Origin of the sequence: Desulfovibrio piger (assembly GCF_012843875.1) — a bacterium.
Lineage (GTDB): Bacteria > Desulfobacterota > Desulfovibrionia > Desulfovibrionales > Desulfovibrionaceae > Desulfovibrio.
Genome location: NZ_JABAFY010000045.1, coordinates 1 through 18,345 on the forward strand (window position 1 = coordinate 1; position 18,345 = coordinate 18,345).

General features: G+C 64.9%; 17 protein-coding genes. 12 read left to right on the forward strand and 5 right to left on the reverse strand.

The window, feature by feature from the left end:
* Nucleotides 1-495 precede the first annotated feature (495 nt).
* On the reverse strand, nucleotides 496-2,139 hold the full coding sequence (locus HF854_RS10010) for a LysM peptidoglycan-binding domain-containing protein (protein ID WP_168936152.1): 1,644 nt from the start codon (nucleotides 2,137-2,139) through the stop codon (nucleotides 496-498).
* A gap of 113 nt (nucleotides 2,140-2,252) precedes the next feature.
* On the opposite strand from HF854_RS10010, the gene HF854_RS10015 reads away from it, so the two are divergent.
* The 3 genes from HF854_RS10015 (at nucleotide 2,253) to HF854_RS10025 (ending at nucleotide 4,448) form a co-directional block, all read left to right on the forward strand.
* A complete protein-coding gene (locus HF854_RS10015) occupies nucleotides 2,253-3,038 on the forward strand; it encodes a TrmH family RNA methyltransferase (RefSeq protein ID WP_168936153.1) in 786 nt (261 codons plus the stop codon).
* Nucleotides 3,039-3,256: 218 nt separating this feature from the next.
* On the forward strand, nucleotides 3,257-3,709 hold the full coding sequence (locus HF854_RS10020) for a DUF134 domain-containing protein (RefSeq protein WP_168936154.1): 453 nt from the start codon (nucleotides 3,257-3,259) through the stop codon (nucleotides 3,707-3,709).
* Between the two features lie 73 nt (nucleotides 3,710-3,782).
* Nucleotides 3,783-4,448 carry a hypothetical protein gene (locus HF854_RS10025; protein WP_168936155.1) on the forward strand — a complete coding sequence of 222 codons (666 nt, stop codon included), beginning with the start codon at nucleotides 3,783-3,785 and terminating at the stop codon, nucleotides 4,446-4,448.
* A gap of 217 nt (nucleotides 4,449-4,665) precedes the next feature.
* Here the strand turns inward: HF854_RS10025 and HF854_RS10030 are convergent, their stop codons facing one another.
* The 4 genes from HF854_RS10030 to tgt all read right to left on the reverse strand — a co-directional run bounded on the left by HF854_RS10030 (nucleotide 4,666) and on the right by tgt (nucleotide 9,645).
* Nucleotides 4,666-5,391: a YggS family pyridoxal phosphate-dependent enzyme gene (locus tag HF854_RS10030; RefSeq protein WP_168936156.1), complete on the reverse strand. Its 726-nt coding sequence runs from the start codon at nucleotides 5,389-5,391 to the stop codon at nucleotides 4,666-4,668.
* Between the two features lie 8 nt (nucleotides 5,392-5,399).
* Nucleotides 5,400-6,329 (reverse strand): GTPase Era, encoded by a 930-nt coding sequence (gene era / locus HF854_RS10035; protein WP_168936157.1) that lies wholly within the window; start codon nucleotides 6,327-6,329, stop codon nucleotides 5,400-5,402.
* A 514-nt stretch (nucleotides 6,330-6,843) separates the two neighbouring features.
* Nucleotides 6,844-8,130, reverse strand: coding sequence for a GGDEF domain-containing protein (locus tag HF854_RS10040; RefSeq protein WP_240937721.1), 1,287 nt, complete (start codon nucleotides 8,128-8,130; stop codon nucleotides 6,844-6,846).
* Nucleotides 8,131-8,508: 378 nt separating this feature from the next.
* Nucleotides 8,509-9,645, reverse strand: a complete 1,137-nt coding sequence (tgt, locus tag HF854_RS10045; protein ID WP_168936158.1) for a tRNA guanosine(34) transglycosylase Tgt — start codon at nucleotides 9,643-9,645, stop codon at nucleotides 8,509-8,511.
* Between the two features lie 161 nt (nucleotides 9,646-9,806).
* Between tgt and alr the strand changes: the two genes are divergently transcribed.
* The 9 genes from alr (at nucleotide 9,807) to hemL (ending at nucleotide 17,583) form a co-directional block, all read left to right on the forward strand.
* Nucleotides 9,807-10,934 carry an alanine racemase gene (gene alr, locus HF854_RS10050; protein WP_168936159.1) on the forward strand — a complete coding sequence of 376 codons (1,128 nt, stop codon included), beginning with the start codon at nucleotides 9,807-9,809 and terminating at the stop codon, nucleotides 10,932-10,934.
* A gap of 221 nt (nucleotides 10,935-11,155) precedes the next feature.
* Nucleotides 11,156-11,458 (forward strand): 30S ribosomal protein S6, encoded by a 303-nt coding sequence (gene rpsF, locus HF854_RS10055; protein WP_040370053.1) that lies wholly within the window; start codon nucleotides 11,156-11,158, stop codon nucleotides 11,456-11,458.
* Nucleotides 11,458-11,721, forward strand: a complete 264-nt coding sequence (gene rpsR, locus HF854_RS10060) for a 30S ribosomal protein S18 (RefSeq protein WP_006008972.1) — start codon at nucleotides 11,458-11,460, stop codon at nucleotides 11,719-11,721. Before rpsF ends, rpsR begins: the two co-directional genes overlap by 1 nt.
* A 10-nt stretch (nucleotides 11,722-11,731) precedes the next feature.
* Nucleotides 11,732-12,241: a 50S ribosomal protein L9 gene (gene rplI / locus HF854_RS10065; protein WP_168936160.1), complete on the forward strand. Its 510-nt coding sequence runs from the start codon at nucleotides 11,732-11,734 to the stop codon at nucleotides 12,239-12,241.
* Nucleotides 12,242-12,664: 423 nt separating this feature from the next.
* Nucleotides 12,665-14,131: a replicative DNA helicase gene (dnaB, locus tag HF854_RS10070; protein ID WP_239465104.1), complete on the forward strand. Its 1,467-nt coding sequence runs from the start codon at nucleotides 12,665-12,667 to the stop codon at nucleotides 14,129-14,131.
* 563 nt (nucleotides 14,132-14,694) lie between these two features.
* Nucleotides 14,695-14,961 (forward strand): RNA-binding regulator, encoded by a 267-nt coding sequence (rbp, locus tag HF854_RS10075; protein ID WP_006008963.1) that lies wholly within the window; start codon nucleotides 14,695-14,697, stop codon nucleotides 14,959-14,961.
* A 218-nt stretch (nucleotides 14,962-15,179) separates the two neighbouring features.
* Nucleotides 15,180-15,734 carry a hypothetical protein gene (locus HF854_RS10080; RefSeq protein ID WP_006008959.1) on the forward strand — a complete coding sequence of 185 codons (555 nt, stop codon included), beginning with the start codon at nucleotides 15,180-15,182 and terminating at the stop codon, nucleotides 15,732-15,734.
* Nucleotides 15,735-15,821: 87 nt separating this feature from the next.
* On the forward strand, nucleotides 15,822-16,298 hold the full coding sequence (gene ahbB / locus HF854_RS10085) for a siroheme decarboxylase subunit beta (protein WP_168936161.1): 477 nt from the start codon (nucleotides 15,822-15,824) through the stop codon (nucleotides 16,296-16,298).
* 13 nt (nucleotides 16,299-16,311) lie between these two features.
* On the forward strand, nucleotides 16,312-17,583 hold the full coding sequence (gene hemL / locus HF854_RS10090; protein WP_168936162.1) for a glutamate-1-semialdehyde 2,1-aminomutase: 1,272 nt from the start codon (nucleotides 16,312-16,314) through the stop codon (nucleotides 17,581-17,583).
* Nucleotides 17,584-18,345: the final 762 nt, after the last annotated feature.

Genomic DNA, 18,345 nt, shown 5'->3' on the forward strand with positions numbered 1-18,345 from the left:
TCCGGGAAAATTTCTTTTCCCGTCGCCCTTTCGGACGTGGCCAGCTCGTTGGCGCGAACGGCTTTATGCGCCTTTTCGACCCAACCGTCAAGCATTTTTCCGCAAAAAATTTTACGGATTTGCCCCATACTGACTGATTATTCAATCAACATACCGAAAAGACACAGAAAAATGTTTGCATTTTTTTCAAGCAACATACTGCCCCCCCCAAAAAAAGTCCCGCTACAGGCAATGCCGGAATGGGGCCCTCGCAATGCATCCCCCCTGCCTTTCCCACACCTCCGATACAGCGCCACCAAAACGCCGGCGGAGCCTCCCTGGCAGCTACCTCTTCCAGCCCATAGATGGCGGGAACTCCCAATGACGGCACTCCCAGGCCATCGCCTTCTTCCTGCGACGAGCGGACCTCCCGTACGCCCGCATCCGGCTGCCCTCTTCGACCATAAAAAAAGCCGGGAAAGGTCTCCCCTTCCCGGCCTGTCATGGCTGATGCTCCTAATCCCCCACGATCAGAGTGCTGCCCACGCGCAAATTCTGGGCATCGACCCCATCATTCCAGCGCTTGATATCCTCCACCGAGACATCGTTCTTGCGGGCGATGCCCCACAAGCTGTCACCGGCCTGGATGGTATAGGTCTTGGTGCGGGAAGCACGGGAGGCCTTGCCCTTCGGCGAAGCCTGCCGCTCGGAAGAAGCCGGACGCGACGCCGCGGCGCCGCCTTTGCCGGGGATGGTCAGGCGCTGGCCCACCTGCAACTGGCTGGGGTCGTCGATATTGTTACAGGCCTGCAGATCGCTGACCGAAACGCCGAACTGCCGGGCCACGCCGTAGAGGGTATCGTTGGGCCGCAGCACGTAGACGCCGCCCGAAGGTTCGGGCCTGTTGCGCTCCTGCCTGTCCCGACCGGACGAGCGTTCTTTCCGCGAGGGCTTGTCGTCCGCCGCGGCCACGGCCGAAGGCGACATGGGCACACCACGCGGCAACAGCAGGGTATCCCCGGCGTAGATCTTCTTCTTTTCGGGGTTGGCGGCCTGGATGCGTTCCAGGGGCACGCCGCTGCGCTTGCTGATCCTGGCCAGAGAGTCGGACGAGGTCTGCACTTTGGTGGGACGCCAGTTGGCAAAGGCCGAAGCCGACGACGAACGCAGGAAGGCCTGGGCCTGGGCCTCGTTCTGGACCGGCACATAGACGAAGGTGGAGCGCTCGGTGGACGAGATGGTCCGCTTGTGGTGCAGGTTGTAGTTCTGGAAACTTTCCCAGCTCAAACCACAGGCACGACTCAGGGCGATGAGGTCGGTACCGGGGCGGGCCGTCAGGCGACGGACCGGGGCGGGCTTGTCCTGATCCACGGGCGTGAAGCCCAGCTGGGGCAGGTTGCGCATGATCTTGCTCATGGCCAGGAAGCGCGGCACATACTGCACGGTCTCGGGCCGCAGGCGGGCTTTTTCGTCCAGCTTGTGGTTGCGTTCCACCACTTCGTAAAAATTCCGGGCGCCCGTACCTTCCTTGGCCCGGCTCATCTTGCCCTCACCGGCATTGTAGGCGGCGATGGCCGTGGGCCAGTCGCGGAAGTCCCCGTACAGTTTCTGGAGATAGTCGGCGGCGGCTTCGGTGGCGCGGTAGGGGTCCAGGCGTTCGTCCAGCCACCAGTCCTGGGTCAGGCCGTATTTCATACCGGTATAGGGCATGAACTGCCAGGCGCCCAGCGCCCCCACGCGGGATTCCGCATCGGGACGGTAGCCGCTCTCCACCAGGGCCAGATAGGCCAGTTCCTCAGGCATGCCGCGCGAACGGAAGACCTTGCGGGCATAGCCCAGATAGGGCTCGGCATTGCGGGAAAAGACGCTCATGGTCCCGCGCCCCTTGCGCAGGAAGTGCTTGTATTGCAGGACGACGTCCGGCATGGAGGCCTTGTGGATGTCGCGGTCGATGCGGGCCGTGTTCTGGAAGGCGGCCAGTTCCGTGGGGGTCAAAGGCTCGCCGCCCTCGTCGCCGGGGATGATGAGGGACGGCATGGAAAGGGGCTGTCCTTTTTTCTGTTTGCTGCCGCAGCCGCCTGCCAGCAACAGACAGAAGGCCAGAATACAAAGCACCCCCAGACGTGCGCGGCCCCTGCCGGACCAATCAGGAAAGAACATGCTTACTCCCGTGCCCCCGGCTTGCCATGTGCCGGGAAGCTGCGTACACAAAAACGGATCGGGACCTTTTCCCGGTCCCTCCCAGTAACAACGCCCCCAATCATGGAGACGCCATGAATCAAACTTCCGAGACCCCGCTCCTGCCGGGCATGAAGCCCGTGCTGGAACTTTTGCGGACCGACCCGCAACGCATCGACCTCGTCTTTTGCAAAAAAGGCCTGCGTACCCGGGATGCCCAGGACGTGCAGCAGCTGTGCCGCCAGAGCGGCGTGCGCTTCAGTCTGGTGGATCAGGCGGCCCTGGACAGGCTCTGCCGCGAGGCCGCCCAGCAGAACGGCAACGATGCCGCGCCGCTCAACCATCAGGGCGTGGTGGCGCGCCTGACGGCCACGGATTTCCGTGATCTGGCGGACGTGCTGCAGGCCGCGGCCGAAGCGCCCCTGCCGCTGGTGGTGGCCCTGGACCAGGTCCAGGATCCGGGCAATGTGGGCACCCTGTGCCGCACCCTGTATGCCCTGGGCGGCGCGGGCGTGATCCTGCCCCGCCACAACAGCGCCTATCTGGGCCCTGCGGCCCATCGTGCGGCTGCCGGGGCCCTGGAACGCCTGCCCGTGGCCCGGGTGACCAACCTGGCCCATGCGCTGGACGAAGCCGAAGAGGCGGGGTTCAGCATCTACGGCGCGGGCTGCGGCCCTGACGCCGCCGACGCGTTCGAACACGCCATGCAGCTGCCCGCCGTGCTGGTGCTGGGCAATGAAGACAAGGGCCTGCGCCCCGGTGTGGCCAAACGCTGCGGCCGGATGCTGCGCATCCCGCTGGCGCGCAAATTCGATTCGCTCAACGTGGCCCAGGCAGGCGCCATCCTGCTGGGTCTGGCCGCCATGCGCCGCCAGGGGTAACAAAAACAAGCCCCTGCGCCGCATGCTGGGGGAAAAATAGCTTGGCCGCCAACATGCGTCAACAGGAAAGGCCGCCGACAGCGCGGCCGGCAAGGGAGTTCCCCCGGGAGCTCCCTTGTTTTTTGGGCTGCCGCCGGAAGAGTCCCTCTGTCCGCGTATGCCTTGACTTCCCTGCCGACAGCGATATTTTGAAATATATTTCAAATCAAGGATGTCCCATGCGACCGCAAAAATTGCGCCTCATCGCTGCCAAGCCCGCGTGCCGACGCTTCTCCCCTGACACAGGGAACGACGCGCCCGCCATGACGCTGGGCCTGGACATGCTGGAGGCACTGCGCCTGGCTGATGCCGAAGGGCTGTCGCAAGAAGAGGCCGCCCGGCAGATGGAGATCTCTCCGCCCACGTTCTGCCGGCTGCTGGCCGAAGCCCGCCGGCGTGTGGCCCAGGCCCTGACCCGGGGGCTGCCCCTGGTCATGGAGGGCGGTCCCGTACGGCTGCGTTGCCAGCACCACAGCGGAGGAGAGGGCCCTCACGGCGGACACGGGCAGCAGCCGGATGGGGCGACGCGGACGCCCGGGACAGCAGAGCAGACAGAGGAGCCGTGTCCTCCTGCCCGTCCGCGTGGCGGGCACGGCTTCGGGCATGGCAGAAGAGGCCGGACATCACGCTGATTTCCGGTCCGACGACGCACACCGGCGCAGGCGGCATGATGCCGTTCAGGGGCGGCGCAAAGGAGCGACAGACATGCTCTGGACGAAACTCGGCATGGGCCTGCTGGGCATGGCAGGCAAGGGACTGGCCGGCAGCGGCCTTTTGCAGACCCTCAGCCAGGGGCTGGGCAGCGGTAAAGGCGGCGGCTCCGGCAAAGGCATGGGATGCGGCAGAGGCGGCTCCCTGCACGGCAGCGGCATGAAGGGGAGCCGCAGCGGCAAAGACGGCAAGGGCTGCCGCCAAACGGACGCCCCGGCCCTTGATGAGCTGCTGACCGGCCTCCTGCAACGCCAGACCACCGTGGGCGAGACCGTACGTACCTTCCTGCCTGCCGCGTCTCCGCACGAGGCCGGAGCGGAGACCATCGACGTGCAGGCCCTGCCCGCAGGCGCCGCAGCATCGACGGCCGTGGACAACACGGATATGGAAGCCGCCATGCGTGCCCTGCTGGGGAGTATCCACCATTTCAGCGACGGACGTGTCCGCCTGCGTCACCCCCTGTTCCGGGAAAGCAGCACGTTCGGGGCCCTGCACACGCTGCTGTGCGAGGGGACCGGCATCCGGGACGCCACATTCAATGCCGCCACCGGCTCCGCGCTGCTGACCTATGACCCCGGCCAGACGAGCCGCAAAGAGTTCCTGCAGCAGGCCCTGCCCCTGGGGGCCTGCCTGCTGGAATGGGAGGCCCGGCACTCCTGATCTTGCCCGGGCCTGCCCCGTCCCGGCGGACAGGCCTGCCCTACGGCCCGGTGATGCGGCATGGCGGCAAGGTGACAACGTATGAAGCCACAGCCTGCTCCCTGCCCTCTCCACCGCAAAAGGCTGCAGCTCACCACCTCCCCGCTCCGGCCCAACACCATGAAATAAAAAGGAGACTGTCGGTGACAGGCTCCTTTCATATCCTCGTGATGATCCGTTACGCGGGGACCTTGGGCGGACGGGGACCGAAGATGTCCGTGCCGATGCGCACCAGGGTGGCCCCTTCGGCCACGGCGGCGGCAAAGTCGCCGGACATGCCCATGGAAAGATGGGGCAGCGGCAGGCCGGTACGCGCCCGCATGTCCTCACGCAGACGGTAAAGGCGGGCAAAGTAGGGCCGGGCGGCCTCGCCCGCGTCGAAGACGGGCGGCAGGCACATGAGCCCCTGCATCTCCAGATGGGGGCAGCGGGCCAGCACATGCTCCTCCAGCTCGGGCAGGGCATCGGCCATGATCCCGGCTTTCTGGGGCTCCTCGCCCACATTGATCTCGCACAGCACGGGCTGGACCACGCCCAGCGCGGCGGCGCGCTTTTCCAGGGCGTCGGCCAGCTTGACGGAATCCAGGGTGTGCACCAGGGCAAAGGCCCCGGCCACCTGGGCGGCCTTGCGGCTCTGCACATGACCGATCATGTGCCAGCGGATGTCACGGCACTGGGGCTGCGCCACCAGATCCTGCCGTTTCTGCAGGGCCTCCTGCACATAGTTCTCGCCAAAATCCACCTGTCCGGCGGCGGCCACACAGGCCACGTCCTCGGCCGGATGCAGTTTGGAAACGGCGATCAGGCGCACCTCTTCCGGCTTGCGACCGGCACGGGCAATAGCCTCGCCCAGCCGATCCAGCACGGAAAGATAACGCTCACGCAAGGCGGAATCATCCATCATGCATTCCTCTACAGGGATTCGGCCCCCATGCCCAGCTCGCGCAGGAAGGCCGTATCTTCCGTCCAGTTCTCGCGGACCTTGACCCACAGTTCCAGGTGCACCTTGCCGCCGATGAGCTCGCGGATGTCCTGACGGGCCTCCATGCCCACCTGCTTCAGCACCGAGCCGCCGCGGCCGATGACCATGCCCTTGTGCATGGGACGGGCCACATAGATGACGGCGTGGATGATGGTCTGCTCACGTCCGGGGTCTTCGTCCCAGTTCTCCACTTCCACGGCGATGCCGTAGGGCACTTCCTGACGCAGGTGCAGGAAGAGCTTTTCGCGCACGATCTCGGCGGCCATGAAGCGCACCGGCGCGGTGGAGATCTGGTCTTCGGGGAACTGGGCGATGCCCTTGGGCAGCTGCTTCTTGATGAGCTTGGCCAGCTCGGGCAGGCCGTCCTTGTTCAGGGCCGACACCGGGAAGATCTCGGCGCGGGGCCACATCTCGTTGAGACGGGTCAGCAGGGGCAGCATGCGGCTCTTGTCGGCGAACAGGTCCACCTTGTTGGCCACCACCACCATGGGGCGCTCGTCACTGGCCAGGGCCTCGGCCACGGGAGCCAGGTCGCGGTCCAGATATTCGGGATGGCGGATGTACAGGTGGGCGTCCAGCACGGGCATGATGACGTCGGCCTGGCCAAGGCTCTGCCACACGGCCTGGATCATGGTCTTGCTCAGACGGCCGCGCACCTGCGACAGGCCGGGCGTATCCATGAAGATGGCCTGGGCATCGTCGTCCGTCAGGATGCCCACGATCTGGTTGCGGGTGGTCTGGGGCTTGGGCGTGACGATGGTCACCTTCTGGCCCATGAGCCCGTTCAGCAGCGTCGATTTGCCGGCATTGGGCGGGCCCATGAGCGCCACCCAGCCGCAACGGTAATTCTGACCGTTCATTATTTTTCCTCGTATATATGTAATGTTTCAATCCACAGTCGCCCCATCCGCCGACTGACTCCGCGGCCGACGGATAGGGGCCGTGCGGATCGGCCCTCCCTGAAGGGAGGGGGTACGAAAAAGGATTTCATCGGCTTCGCCGTCTTGTCGATCCCTCTTTTCCCCCTGAAGGGGGAGGTCTCAAACCACAAAGGAATTTTTGATGAAAAATGAGTGTCTGAGCCCTGTCTCCCATATCCGGCGCGCCTGGTCAAGCGCGGCGAAGGCCCGCCCGGCCATCAGGAGGACAGCCCGCCGCAGGGCGGGACAGCACATGACGGGGCAGCTGCAAGGAGCGGCAAAAGGGAGCGATGCCACCGGGACCGGGCAGGGAGACGGCCCGGCGACCCGTCATGCCACAAGGGAAAGGACGGACAGGGAACCGGCACAGGAAAAGACAGCCCCGCCGCAAGGGAGAGGCCGCACGCCACACAGGCACGGCCGGACATCCCGGCCCCGCGCGCTGCGGCAGGAGCTAGAGCCGGGGATCGTCCACAGGGACCTTCCGGCCCGTGCGGGCTTCCAGCCAGGCCCGGATGCGGGCATGGGAGGCAGCCCGTACCCGGTTCTTCTCCTCCATCATGCGGGCATCGGCCTGACGCAGCAGCACCTCGGGCGCCACGGAACCGTCATCGGAGCCTGCCAGCCCGAAGGAGAGCTCCAGCGGCAGGCCGCCGGCGGCATTCCACGCCTCCAGGGCCTTGCGGATGGTGGACAGCCGCTCGCGCACCACACTGCCGGGACAGGACAGCACCATCACGAACTCGTCCCCGCCCAGACGGGCCAGGCAGTCTTCCTGCCGGATATGCTTCAAAAGCTGCTGTGCCGCGGTACGCAGCAGTTCGTCTCCGGCGTGGTGTCCAAGATGGTCGTTGATCATCTTCAGGCCGTTGACATCGGCCATGAGGACGCTCAGAGGCCCCCTGTCCTTGTGTACCTGCTGGAGCAGCCCGTCCAGATGGTAACGGTTGTACACCCCGGTCAGGGGGTCGAGGCGGATCTTCTTTTCCAGCACGTTGCGGTCGTGCTGGAGGGAGCTGATGTCCGTGTGCATGCCCACGATGCGCAGGGCCCGGCCCTCGCTGTCCCTGCTGGTCACGCAGCCGCGCCCCAGCACCCACAGCCAGGTGCCGTCGGCACGCCGGATGCGGTAGGTACAGGAGAAGGCATCCCCCTCCGCGGGGGAAGCCGCGACCCGCATCTGCATGTTCACGGTCTTCTCGTAATCGTCGGGGTGCACGGCGCGCACCCACGAGTCCAGCTCGGCGGGATAGGTCTCGGACGTATGCCCCAGCATGGACAGGTAGTTCTGGCTGTAATAGACCTTGCCGGTGGTGGCGTCCCAGTCCCAAAGGCCGTCGCTGCAGGCATCCATGGCCAGCAGCAGACGGTCGGCACCGCCCACGGGAGCGGCCTTGCCCGCCAGGAAAGGCGCCAGACTGCCCGATACCACCAGGGCCCGCCCATCCCTGTCACGATGCAGGACCGAGGCCGTCAGCAGCAGGGGGAGCTCCTCGGAGCGGGAAGGCATCAGCAGCAGGCTCTGCCGTCCCGAACACAGGGGGATGTCCAGCCAGCGGCGCAAACGGGCCAGCGACCCCGCCGCCCGGTACAGGCGGCGCAGACGGCGCAGGGCGGCCCTGTCCAGCGGCCCGGACCCGGCCCCCAGCCCCAGCAGACCGGCACAGCGGGCATCCAGCAGCAGGCCTCCTTCCTTGCGGACATAGGTCCAGTAGCCACCGTCTTCCCCTGCCGTCGGCATCGCACTGGATGATGCTCAGGTCTTCGCGAACATGCCGCCCGTTGTAGGTATAGGCACAGCTCAGGCAGCCGGGCCCCTGCCCCGCCAGGGCCATCTGGCGCTGGCGTTGCAAAAAGCGACGCTGCGGTTCCGGCAGCCGGTCCAGAAAATCCGCCATGGTCCGCGGCGCCGTCTCCGGCGTCAGGCCCAGCAGGAGCAGGGCCGGCGCGCAAAAGACGAGGCTGTCCGTCGGCAGATGCCAGGTAAAACAGGGGGTTGAGTGAGTAGGAAAGGACACGATCCCTCACTTGTGTTCGAATGCGAAGAGTACCGCCATCCTACCCAAAAGTGATATTAAAAATCAACTTTACTATATTCCCCTGTACTGGCGGACTGTTATCAAAGGCCCCGGCCCTGGGCCGCCTCATCGGGATAGAGGCTTTCCATATGGGCCAGGAAGGACGCATAGCGGTCCTCCAGGATGGCCTGGCGTGCCTGCCTGACCACATTGAGGAAGTAGGTCAGGTTGTGCAGGGAGTTGAGGCGGAAGGCCAGCAGCTCCTTGCTGACGTACAGATGCCGCAGATAGGCACGGGAGAACGTCCGGCAGGTGTAGCAGTTGCAGGCCGGATCCAGGGGGCTGTCGTCCTCGGCGTATTCCTTGCGCTTGATGTTGACCTTGCCCAGCGAGGTATAGAGCGTGCCGTTGCGCGCATTGCGGGTGGGCAGCACGCAGTCGAACATGTCGATACCGGCATTGATGCCGTGGGCGATGTCCAGGGGCGTGCCCACACCCATGAGGTAGCGGGGCTTGTCCTTGGGCAGCTGGGGCGCCACTTCGTACATGAAATCGTAGAGCATGTGCTTGCTCTCGCCCACCGAAAGGCCGCCGATGGCGAAGCCGTCGAAATCGTGGCAGCACAGCTCCTCGATGGAGCGCTTGCGCAGATCCTTGAAGAAACCGCCCTGGGTGATGGCGAACAGCAGGTTCTGGCCGCTACCCTGCGGATAGGCCGCGCGGGCGCGCAGGGCCCAGCGCGTGGTCAGGGCCAGGGACTTTTCCGTATAGGCATAGTCCGCGCCGTAGGGCACGCACTCGTCCAGCACCATCATGATGTCGGAATTGAGGTTGCGCTGGATGCCCACCACGCTCTCGGGCGTGAACAGATGCCTGGAGCCGTCCAGATGGGAACGGAACTCCACGCCTTCCTCCCGGATCTTGCGCAGGGAACTCAGGCTGAAGACCTGGAAGCCGCCGCTGTCGGTGAGGATGGCGCCGGGCCAGGAGGCAAAGCCGTGCAGGCCGCCGTGCCGGGCCACCAGCTCGTCACCGGGACGCAGGTAAAGGTGGTAGGTATTGCCCAGGATGATGGGCGCGCCGATGGCGGCCAGGTCGTCCGGCGCGATGGCCTTGACCGAGCCCACGGTGCCCACGGGCATGAAGATGGGGGTGGGGATGACGCCGTGTGCCGTGCGCACCTGACCGGCGCGGGCCGCATTGTCGCTGTGTTCGAGTGTATAGACGGATTGTGTCATGGCGGGCAGACTAGCCGGATGGGCGCGGAAAGACAAGCCGTCCGGGGCCGGGATTTTTTGCCTGTGAAACCCGGCCGTTGCCGGAATCACGGCAGACTTTCCTTGTGCCTGCCGGGCAATGTTGCTATGCTGCCTCCCTGTTTTTCATCCGAGGAGCCGTCATGAGCTGCACTTTCACCCCTTCCCGCTGTCATATCCGCCTGGGAGCCCTTGTCCGCAACTTCAGCCGCATGGGCCGGCCCGACAGACTCATGCCTGTCATCAAATCCGATGCCTACGGTCACGGCATGACCGAAGTGGCCCACGCCCTGGACGCCGCCGGCGCCCGCCATTTTGCCGTGGGCACCGTGGCAGAGGGCATCTGCCTGCGCCAGGACGGCCTGGCCCAGACCATCCTGCCCCTGCTGGGCTGCCAGAACGACGAAGACTGGCAGCAGGCCAGCGCCTGCGGCCTGACGCCCCTCATCACCGGTTTCGAGGCCCTGGAAAAGGCCGCCGCCCTGAGCAGCCCCGCCGATCCCTGGGGCGTGGCCATCAAGCTGGATACGGGCATGAGCCGCCTGGGCTTCAGCGCGGAAGACATCCCGGCCCTGCTGGAACGCCTGCGCGCCTGTCCCGGCCTCAAGCCCACCCTGGCCGTCTCGCACTTCCCCTGTGCCGACATGCCGGAAAAGGAAGATTTCACCCGCCGCCAGCTGGAAAAGTTCACGGCCATGACCGACAGCCTGCGGGCGGCCTACCCGGCCCTCAAGCGCTCCCTGGCCAACTCGGCCGGGACCATGGGCTGGCCCGAGAGCCGCTTCGAGCTCTGCCGCCCGGGCTTCTCGCTCTACGGCGGCAATCCCTTCCGGGGCACGGCCTGGGAGGAACGCGGCGCGGGTCTGGAACCCGTCATGGAAGTGAGCGCCCCCCTGCTGCAGGTGCGCCACCTCAAGCCCGGCGAAGGCATCTCCTACGGCCAGACCTTCATCGCACCGCGCGAGATGAGCGTGGCCGTGGTGGGCGCGGGCTATGCCACGGGCTATCCCCGCGGCGCCTCCGGCCGCATCCATGTGCTGGTCAACGGCCGCCGTGCGCCCCAGGTGGGCCGCATCTGCATGGGCATGTTCATGATCGACGTCACGGGTCTGTCGGCCCGCGCCGGTGACCTGGCCTGGCTGCTGGGCGGCCCTGCCGCACCGGGCGAGACGCCCGTCAGCATCGATGAACTGGCCGAAGCCTGCGGAGGGTTCTCGTACGAGCTGCTTTGCCTGCTGGGCCAGGGCAGCCCGCGCGTGTACCACAAGTAAGCCGTGGCGCAGCGCCCGGCATACGGCATCCGTCCCGGATATGCGGGCAAGCCTGCCCCTGCCCGTGAGGGACGGCGCAACGGCCCCGGAGCCGCTCAAAAAAAGATTTTTCCGCCGCTTTTGCGGCCAAAAACTTGACAGACGCGCCGCTTGCGGCTATAGAGCGTCTTCCCTTGCTCGTACCAGAGGGGTACGGGCTGTCAGTCCAAAAGGAGATAATCATGCGGAAATTTGAAACCCTGCTCCTCCTTTCGCCGGAGCTGTCCGCTGAGACCCGTGAGGGCATCCTGACCGCCCTGACCGGCGTGGTGGAACGCGAAAACGGCGTGATGGAAGAAGTGGATCACTGGGGCATGCGCGATCTGGCCTACCCCGTGCGCAAGCAGATGCGCGGCTACTATGTGCGCCTCGTGTACCAGGCTCCCGCCGAACTGGTGGCCGAACTGGAACGCAACGTGCGCATCACCGACGGCATCTTCAAGTTCGTGACCGTCAAACTGGCTGAAGAAGTGGAGGTCGCGTAATGGCTTTCAAGAAGAAGTTTGCCCCCCGTCGCAAGTTCTGCCGCTTCTGCGCGGACAAGGATCTGCCCCTGAACTACAAGCGCCCTGACATCCTGCGCGACTTCATCACCGAACGCGGCAAGATCATCGCCCGCCGCATCACCGGTACCTGCGCGCACCATCAGCGTCTGCTGACCCGCGAAATCAAGCGTGCCCGCCAGATGGCCCTGCTCATCTACACCGCCACGCATGATTCCACCGTCAAGAAAAAGAGCATGATCTAAGGAGGCGCACATGAAACTGATACTCCGCGCCGACGTGGAAAATCTCGGCAACCTTGGCGACGTCGTCACCGTGAAGCCCGGCTACGGCCGTAACTTCCTGCTGCCCCAGGGCCTGGCCATGGTGGCTTCCGAAGCCAACATGAAGGCCTTTGAACTGGAACGCAAGAAGCTCCAGGAACGCATGGATGCCCTGCGCGCTGACGCCCAGGCCCTGTGCGCCAAGCTGGAAGCTCTGGAAGTCGTCATCCCCATGCACGTGGGCGACAACGACAAGCTGTACGGCTCCGTGACCAGCAGCATCATCGGCGATGCCCTGGCCGCTCTGGGCGTGGATGTGGACCGTCGTCGCATCCTCATGGACGCCCCCATCCGTACCCTGGGTGAACATCCCGTGCGCGTGCGCCTGCACGCCAGCATCGTGGCCACCGTGCCGGTGAAGGTCGTTTCCGACCATCCCGTGGTGGAAGAAGAAGCCCAGCCCGAAGCCGAAGCTGAAGCTCCCGCCGCCGAAGCCGAATAAGGCAGGCGTCGGCCTTCCGGCCAATGCTGATCGAAGCCCCGCTCATCGAGCGGGGCTTTTTTCATGCCTGTCGTCCGCATCCCTCGCGTCGCGGCATGGGGCATCACCTTCCGGCCCGTCCCCCCTGTCCCGCGGCAAGACCCGTGTGCCCGCGGGCAGCCTGTCCCCAGGTTTGCCCGATGGCGCCGTTCCCGCGCCCCGTTCCGCCGGATGAGGGCGGGCGACGGCCCCGGCATCCCTGCGCGCCCGTCGCCCGCACGGCCCTGTCCGGCTACGCAACAGATGCAGGCACGCCCGCCGCACGCCGGAGCGGACAGACGCGGAGCCCGGCCCTTCCTGGACACGAGCACCGCATTGACAGGCACCAGCGCAACCCGTATGCCTTTCAGGCAACATCACTCATCCCGAACCCGCGAGATCATCATGGCCAGCAACGAACCTTTCGGCTCCGCCTCTTCCCCGTCCCCCCGCCAGTCCGGCGCGCCCCGCACCAGCGAGGGCAACGACCGCGCCCGCACTGCGGAGAACGACCTGCTGCGGCGCGTGCCGCCCCACAGCCCCGAAGCCGAACAGGCCGTGCTGGGCGGCATCCTCATGCGGCCCCAGCTCATGCACGTCATCGTGGACCTCATCGCGGACACGGACTTCTATCTGCCGGCCCATGCCACCATCTTCCGGGCCTTCCTGGACCTGTACCGCAAAAGCGCGCCCATCGACCTCATCTCCACCGCCGAGCAGCTCAAGAGCAACAACGCCCTCGAAGAGGCCGGCGGGGCCGTCTATCTGGCCGATCTGGCCCAGGCCGTGGTCTCCGGCGCCAATGCCGAATATTACGCCACCATCGTGCGCGACAAATCCCTGCAACGCGGCCTCATCAATGCCTGCTCGTCCATCATCAGCAACTGCTACGATGCCTCGCGCGAGGTGGGCAGCCTGCTGGACGAGTCCGAACAGGCCGTGTTCGCCATCTCGCAGCGCACCACGGGCCGCGACTTCACCGGCGCCCGCGAACTGGTGGACAGCGTGTTCGAGAACCTGTCCAAGCTGGCCGACTCCCGCGACGTCATCACCGGCGTCACCACCGGCTACACGCGCCTGGACAAGCTCACCGCCGGTCTCCAGCCCTCGGACCTCATCATCGTGGCCGCCCGTCCCAGTATGGGCAAGACGGCCTTCTCGCTCTGCATGGGCCTCAATGCCGCCATCCGCCAAGGCGTGCCCGTGGCCGTGTTCTCGCTGGAAATGAGCAAGGAACAGCTCATGCAGCGCATGCTGGCCGTGTGGGGCAAGGTGGACATGTCCAAGCTGCGCCGTCCGGCCCTGCTCACCGACGCCGACTGGAGCAACCTCTACGCCGCGGCCGACGTCATCTCGCGCGCGCCCATCTACATCGACGACACCCCGGCCCTGACCACCCTGGAGCTGCGCGCCCGTGCCCGCCGCCTCAAGGCCGAAAAGGGCCTGGGCCTGGTCATCGTGGACTACCTCCAGCTCATGCGCACCAGCCGCCGCACCGACTCGCGCGAACTGGAGATCTCGGACATCTCCCGCTCCCTCAAGGGCCTGGCCAAGGAGATGAACGTGCCCGTGGTGGCCCTTTCGCAGCTCAACCGAAAAGTGGAAGAACGCGGCGACAAACGCCCCATGCTCTCGGACCTGCGTGAATCGGGCGCCATCGAACAGGACGCCGACGTCATCATGTTCGTCTACCGCGACGACGTGTACAAGTTCACCAAGCCTGCCGACCGGCCGGTGCAGGGCATCGCCGAGATCATCATCGGCAAGCAGCGCAACGGTCCCGTGGGCGTGGCCGAGCTGCTCTACATGTCGCCCTATACGGCCTTCGAAGACCTGGCCCCCGACTGGGCCCCCTCGGAAACGCCGCAATAACCAGTCACGGATCGAGGAGCCCCGCCCGCATCCTTGCCGATGCCCGCGGGGCTCCTTTTGTCACCGACGGCGCGGACCGTGCGGAGCGGCCCGGGGAGACACGCATCCTTCCTGCCCTGCCCCCTCTCACGGGAGTATCGCTCCCGGTGTCTTCCTGCGCCCCCTGTCGCAAGCGATCCTCCCCCTGTTTTTCCCCTGCCGGACCTCCTTCGCAGCGGTGCGTCCGTCCCGCTCCTTCCAGGCCAGAAGATTGTGCGCTCAACCAGCATTTTTCCAGCCATCCCGGCACCTTTGTGCAAAGAAAAATGATTTTGTGAAAAAAAACGCGAACACTGGCCTATCCCCCCCTTCTTTGCCTGATAAATCAGCCTGTTCGCCGCCCGAAAGCCCCCCGAAAACAGGGCCAAAAAATCGAAAAAATCAAGAAATAACGGACTTTTTCCGTCAGTCTGCGTTGACAAGCCCAGCAAAGCATGTTTCTGTTTTCTCAATTGCCGCAGGTCTTCAAGCTGTTTTGGGGATCACATGCGGTGTGTCTGTCACTTTCGAGAGGGTGTTTTTTCATGTCCAAGTCCATCTATGTTGGGAACCTCCCCTGGGCCGCTACTGAAGAACAGGTACAGGATCTTTTTGCCGAATACGGCAAAGTTCTGTCGGTGAAACTGGTCAGCGACAGGGAAACCGGCCGTGCCCGTGGCTTCGGCTTCGTGGAAATGGAAGACGGTGAAGCTCAGGCTGCCATTGAAGCTCTGGATAACTACAGCTTTGGTGGTCGCACCCTTCGCGTCAACGAAGCCAAACCCCGCGCCCCGCGTCCTCCCCGCTACTAGGGAATTCCCGCGGACATAAGAAACGCCCCGGGTGCATCGCTTCCGGGGCTTTTTTTATTGGCAAAGGACCATGACGGACACCGGAAAAAACAGCCCATCCTCCCCTCCCGCAGGGCACGGGACAGGCTCCCCCGCCTTGCCGAGCGCGGCAAATTCTGCCATGATGTGAAAGACGTGCCGGGAGTACCGCACGAAGCAATCTTAATGAGGAGGCTTGCATGCTCAATCCCAAACAGTGTGTTCTCTACAGCGGCGGCGCTGCCGGGACCGAACAGTTTTTCGGCGCTCTGGCCGAAGGCTGGGGCATCGAAGAAGTCAACTACAGCTTTGAAGGTCATCAGATCGAGCGCAAGCGCGGCGTGCGCGTGCTTACCTCCGAAGAGCTGGCGCTCAAGGACGTGAGCCTGACCTACGTCTCCAAGCTCATGAACCGCGAGTATACCCGTGCCCCCATCTTCCGCAAAGTGCTGCAGTCCATCTGCTGGCAGGTCAGCAGCGGCAACCAGGTCATCGTCATCGGTGCCATCCAGCCCGACAACACCGTCAAGGGCGGTACCGGCTGGGGCGCCGAATTCGCCAAGATCTGCAACAAGCCCCTGCTGGTGTTCGACCAGCCCAAGAACGGCTGGTTCACCTGGGACAAAGAAGTCTGGACCCCGGTGGAAAAGCCCGTCATCGAGCATGCCCACTTTGCCGCTACGGGCACCCGCTTCCTGGAAGACAACGGCCGCGACGCCATCCAGGACCTCTTCGCCCGCTCCTTCAACCGTTAAGCCGCGAGCAGCCCAGGCTGCCGGGCCTTTTCGGGCGCATCCGCCGCGCTTTCACAGGCGCGGCGTTTTGCGTCCTGTGAGGAATCCATGGCCCAGCAATTCACCGAAACAGAACGTGCCATCCTGCGTATCGTGCAGGCCGACCTGCCCGACTCCCTGACCCCGTATGCCGACATCGCCCGCACCGTGGGCTGCACGGAAGAGGAGGTCCTCGACCTGCTCTCCCGCCTCAAGCAAAGCGGTGCCATCCGCCGCTTCGGGGCCAGCATCAAACACCAGAAGACCGGCTGGAACCACAATGCCATGGTAGGCTGGAAAGTGGCCCCCGAGCTGGTGGAAGAATGCGGTACCATCGCCGCCCGCCACAGCCACATCTCCCATGTCTACTACCGTCCCAGCGCCGCTCCCGACTGGCCCTACGAGCTGTACACCATGGTGCACGGCCGCAGCGAACAGGAATGCCTCGACGTGGCGCAGGAACTGATCGCCACCACGCCCCTGCGTGAGTACGCCATCCTCAAGAGCTTGAAAGAGCTCAAAAAAATCTCCATGACCTATTTTTAGGAGCCTGACGCTAATGGACGACAAATCCCGCGCGCTTTTTGACAAAGCCTGCCAGCTCATCCCCGGCGGGGTCAACAGCCCCGTGCGCGCCTGCCACAACGTGGACAGCCTGCCCCTCTTCATCGCCGAAGCCCACGGCAGCCACATCATCGACGTGGACGGCCGCGAGTACATCGACTTCATCCTCTCCTGGGGCCCCATGATCCTGGGCCATGATCACCCCGCCGTCACCGCCGCCGTGCGTGAGGCCGCCGGTCGCGGCACCAGCTACGGCGCTCCCTGCCCCGACGAAGTCACCCTGGCCGAAGAAGTGGTGGCCGACATGCCCAGCCTGGAAATGGTGCGCATGGTCAACTCCGGCACCGAAGCCACCATGAGCGCCCTGCGCCTGGCCCGCGGCGTCACCGGCCGCGACAAGGTGCTCAAGTTCGTGGGCTGCTACCACGGCCATGCCGACCCCTTCCTGGCCGCCGCCGGTTCCGGCCTTGCCACCTTCTCCATCCCTGGCACCCCCGGTGTGCCCGCCGCCGTGGTGGCCGACACCCTGCTGGCCCCCTACAACGACCTTGAGGCCGTGCGCGAGATCTTCCGCCAGCATGGCGAAGGCATCGCCGCCATCATCGTCGAACCCGTGGCCGCCAACATGGGCCTCGTCCTGCCCAAGCCCGGCTTCCTCGAAGGCCTGCGCGAGATCACCCGCCAGTACGGCGCCCTGCTCATCTTCGACGAAGTCATCACCGGCTTCCGCGCCTCCTTCGGCGGCGCCCAGGCCCGCTTCGGCATCGATCCCGACCTGACCACCTTCGGCAAGATCATCGGCGGCGGCCTGCCCGTGGGTGCCTTCGGCGGCAAGCGCCAGTACATGGAAAACGTGGCTCCGCGCGGCGCCGTCTATCAGGCCGGTACGCTTTCCGGCAATCCGCTGGCCATGGCCGCCGGTCTGGCCACCCTGCGCCAGCTGCGCCAGATGGACTACGATGCCCTCGAACGCCGCGTGTCCGCCTTTGCCGGCGAACTGCGCGCCATCCTCAGCGCCAAGGGCGTGCCCATCCAGATGCCCACCATCGCCTCCATGTTCTGCCCCTACTTCAGCGAGCAGGAAGTGGTAGACTTCGCCACCGCCAAACAGTGCGACCAGCAGCTGTTCACCACCTTCTACAAACAGATGCGCCAGCAGGGCATCTTCCTGGCGCCCTCGGGCTTCGAGACCGGCATGGTCTCCTTCGCCCACACCGACGACGACTTCAACAAGGCCCTGGACGCCGCCCGCAAGGTCAGCTTCTAGGCTGCCATTGAAGTTTGAAGATTAAGCGAGGGGGAGAGGGAAACCTTTTCGGCGAAAAGGTTCTCCCTCTCCCCCTCGCAGCGTTGCTCTCGATGCCCGTAACTCAGCGGCAGCTATCACATTAAAATCATTGATAAAACAGCAGTAGGCAGCGTCTGTCTCGTTGCCCCCTCCTATCCTTGGCCATAGCTGCCGTGTCGTAACGGGCACGGCCTGCGGCCGCCTTCGGTCGGTCCCCCTCTCCTTTCCAAAACCTTTTCATCAGGTCCCTGACGGCCTGTCCGGCACGCGGGCCTGCTCCCTGATGCCGGTCTCCCGGCTTTTTGGCGAGCTGTTTTTTTACGATGAAGAGGACAGCAGCCGGTACGCAGCGTCTGTCGGGTTGCCGCCTCCTGTCTTTGCCCGTAGCTGCCTGCGCAGTAACGGGTACGGCCTGCCCCGCCTCCGGCCTGTTTCCCCAACCGCTGCTTTTGCGTGACTCGGCATGGCAGACAAGAGCCCTCTTCTCCCAGTCTTCCATTTTTCTTTGAGTATCCCCCTCCGGTCCCCTGCACGGCCATCCGTACCCTGTTGCCTGCCGGGCATCTGCCGCACTGGCGGCGCTCTTTCTCCGCCTGCCTCACCCGCTCCTTTCCCGGTCTGGGGAGATGACAGGCCTTGCGCCCAGCGGCGGGGACGTGCCATACCGACCTGAATAAAAGTTTTCGGCGGGGATGGGGGAGCGCGAGGGGGAAGGGGGGCCCGTTTACAAAAGGGCCCCCC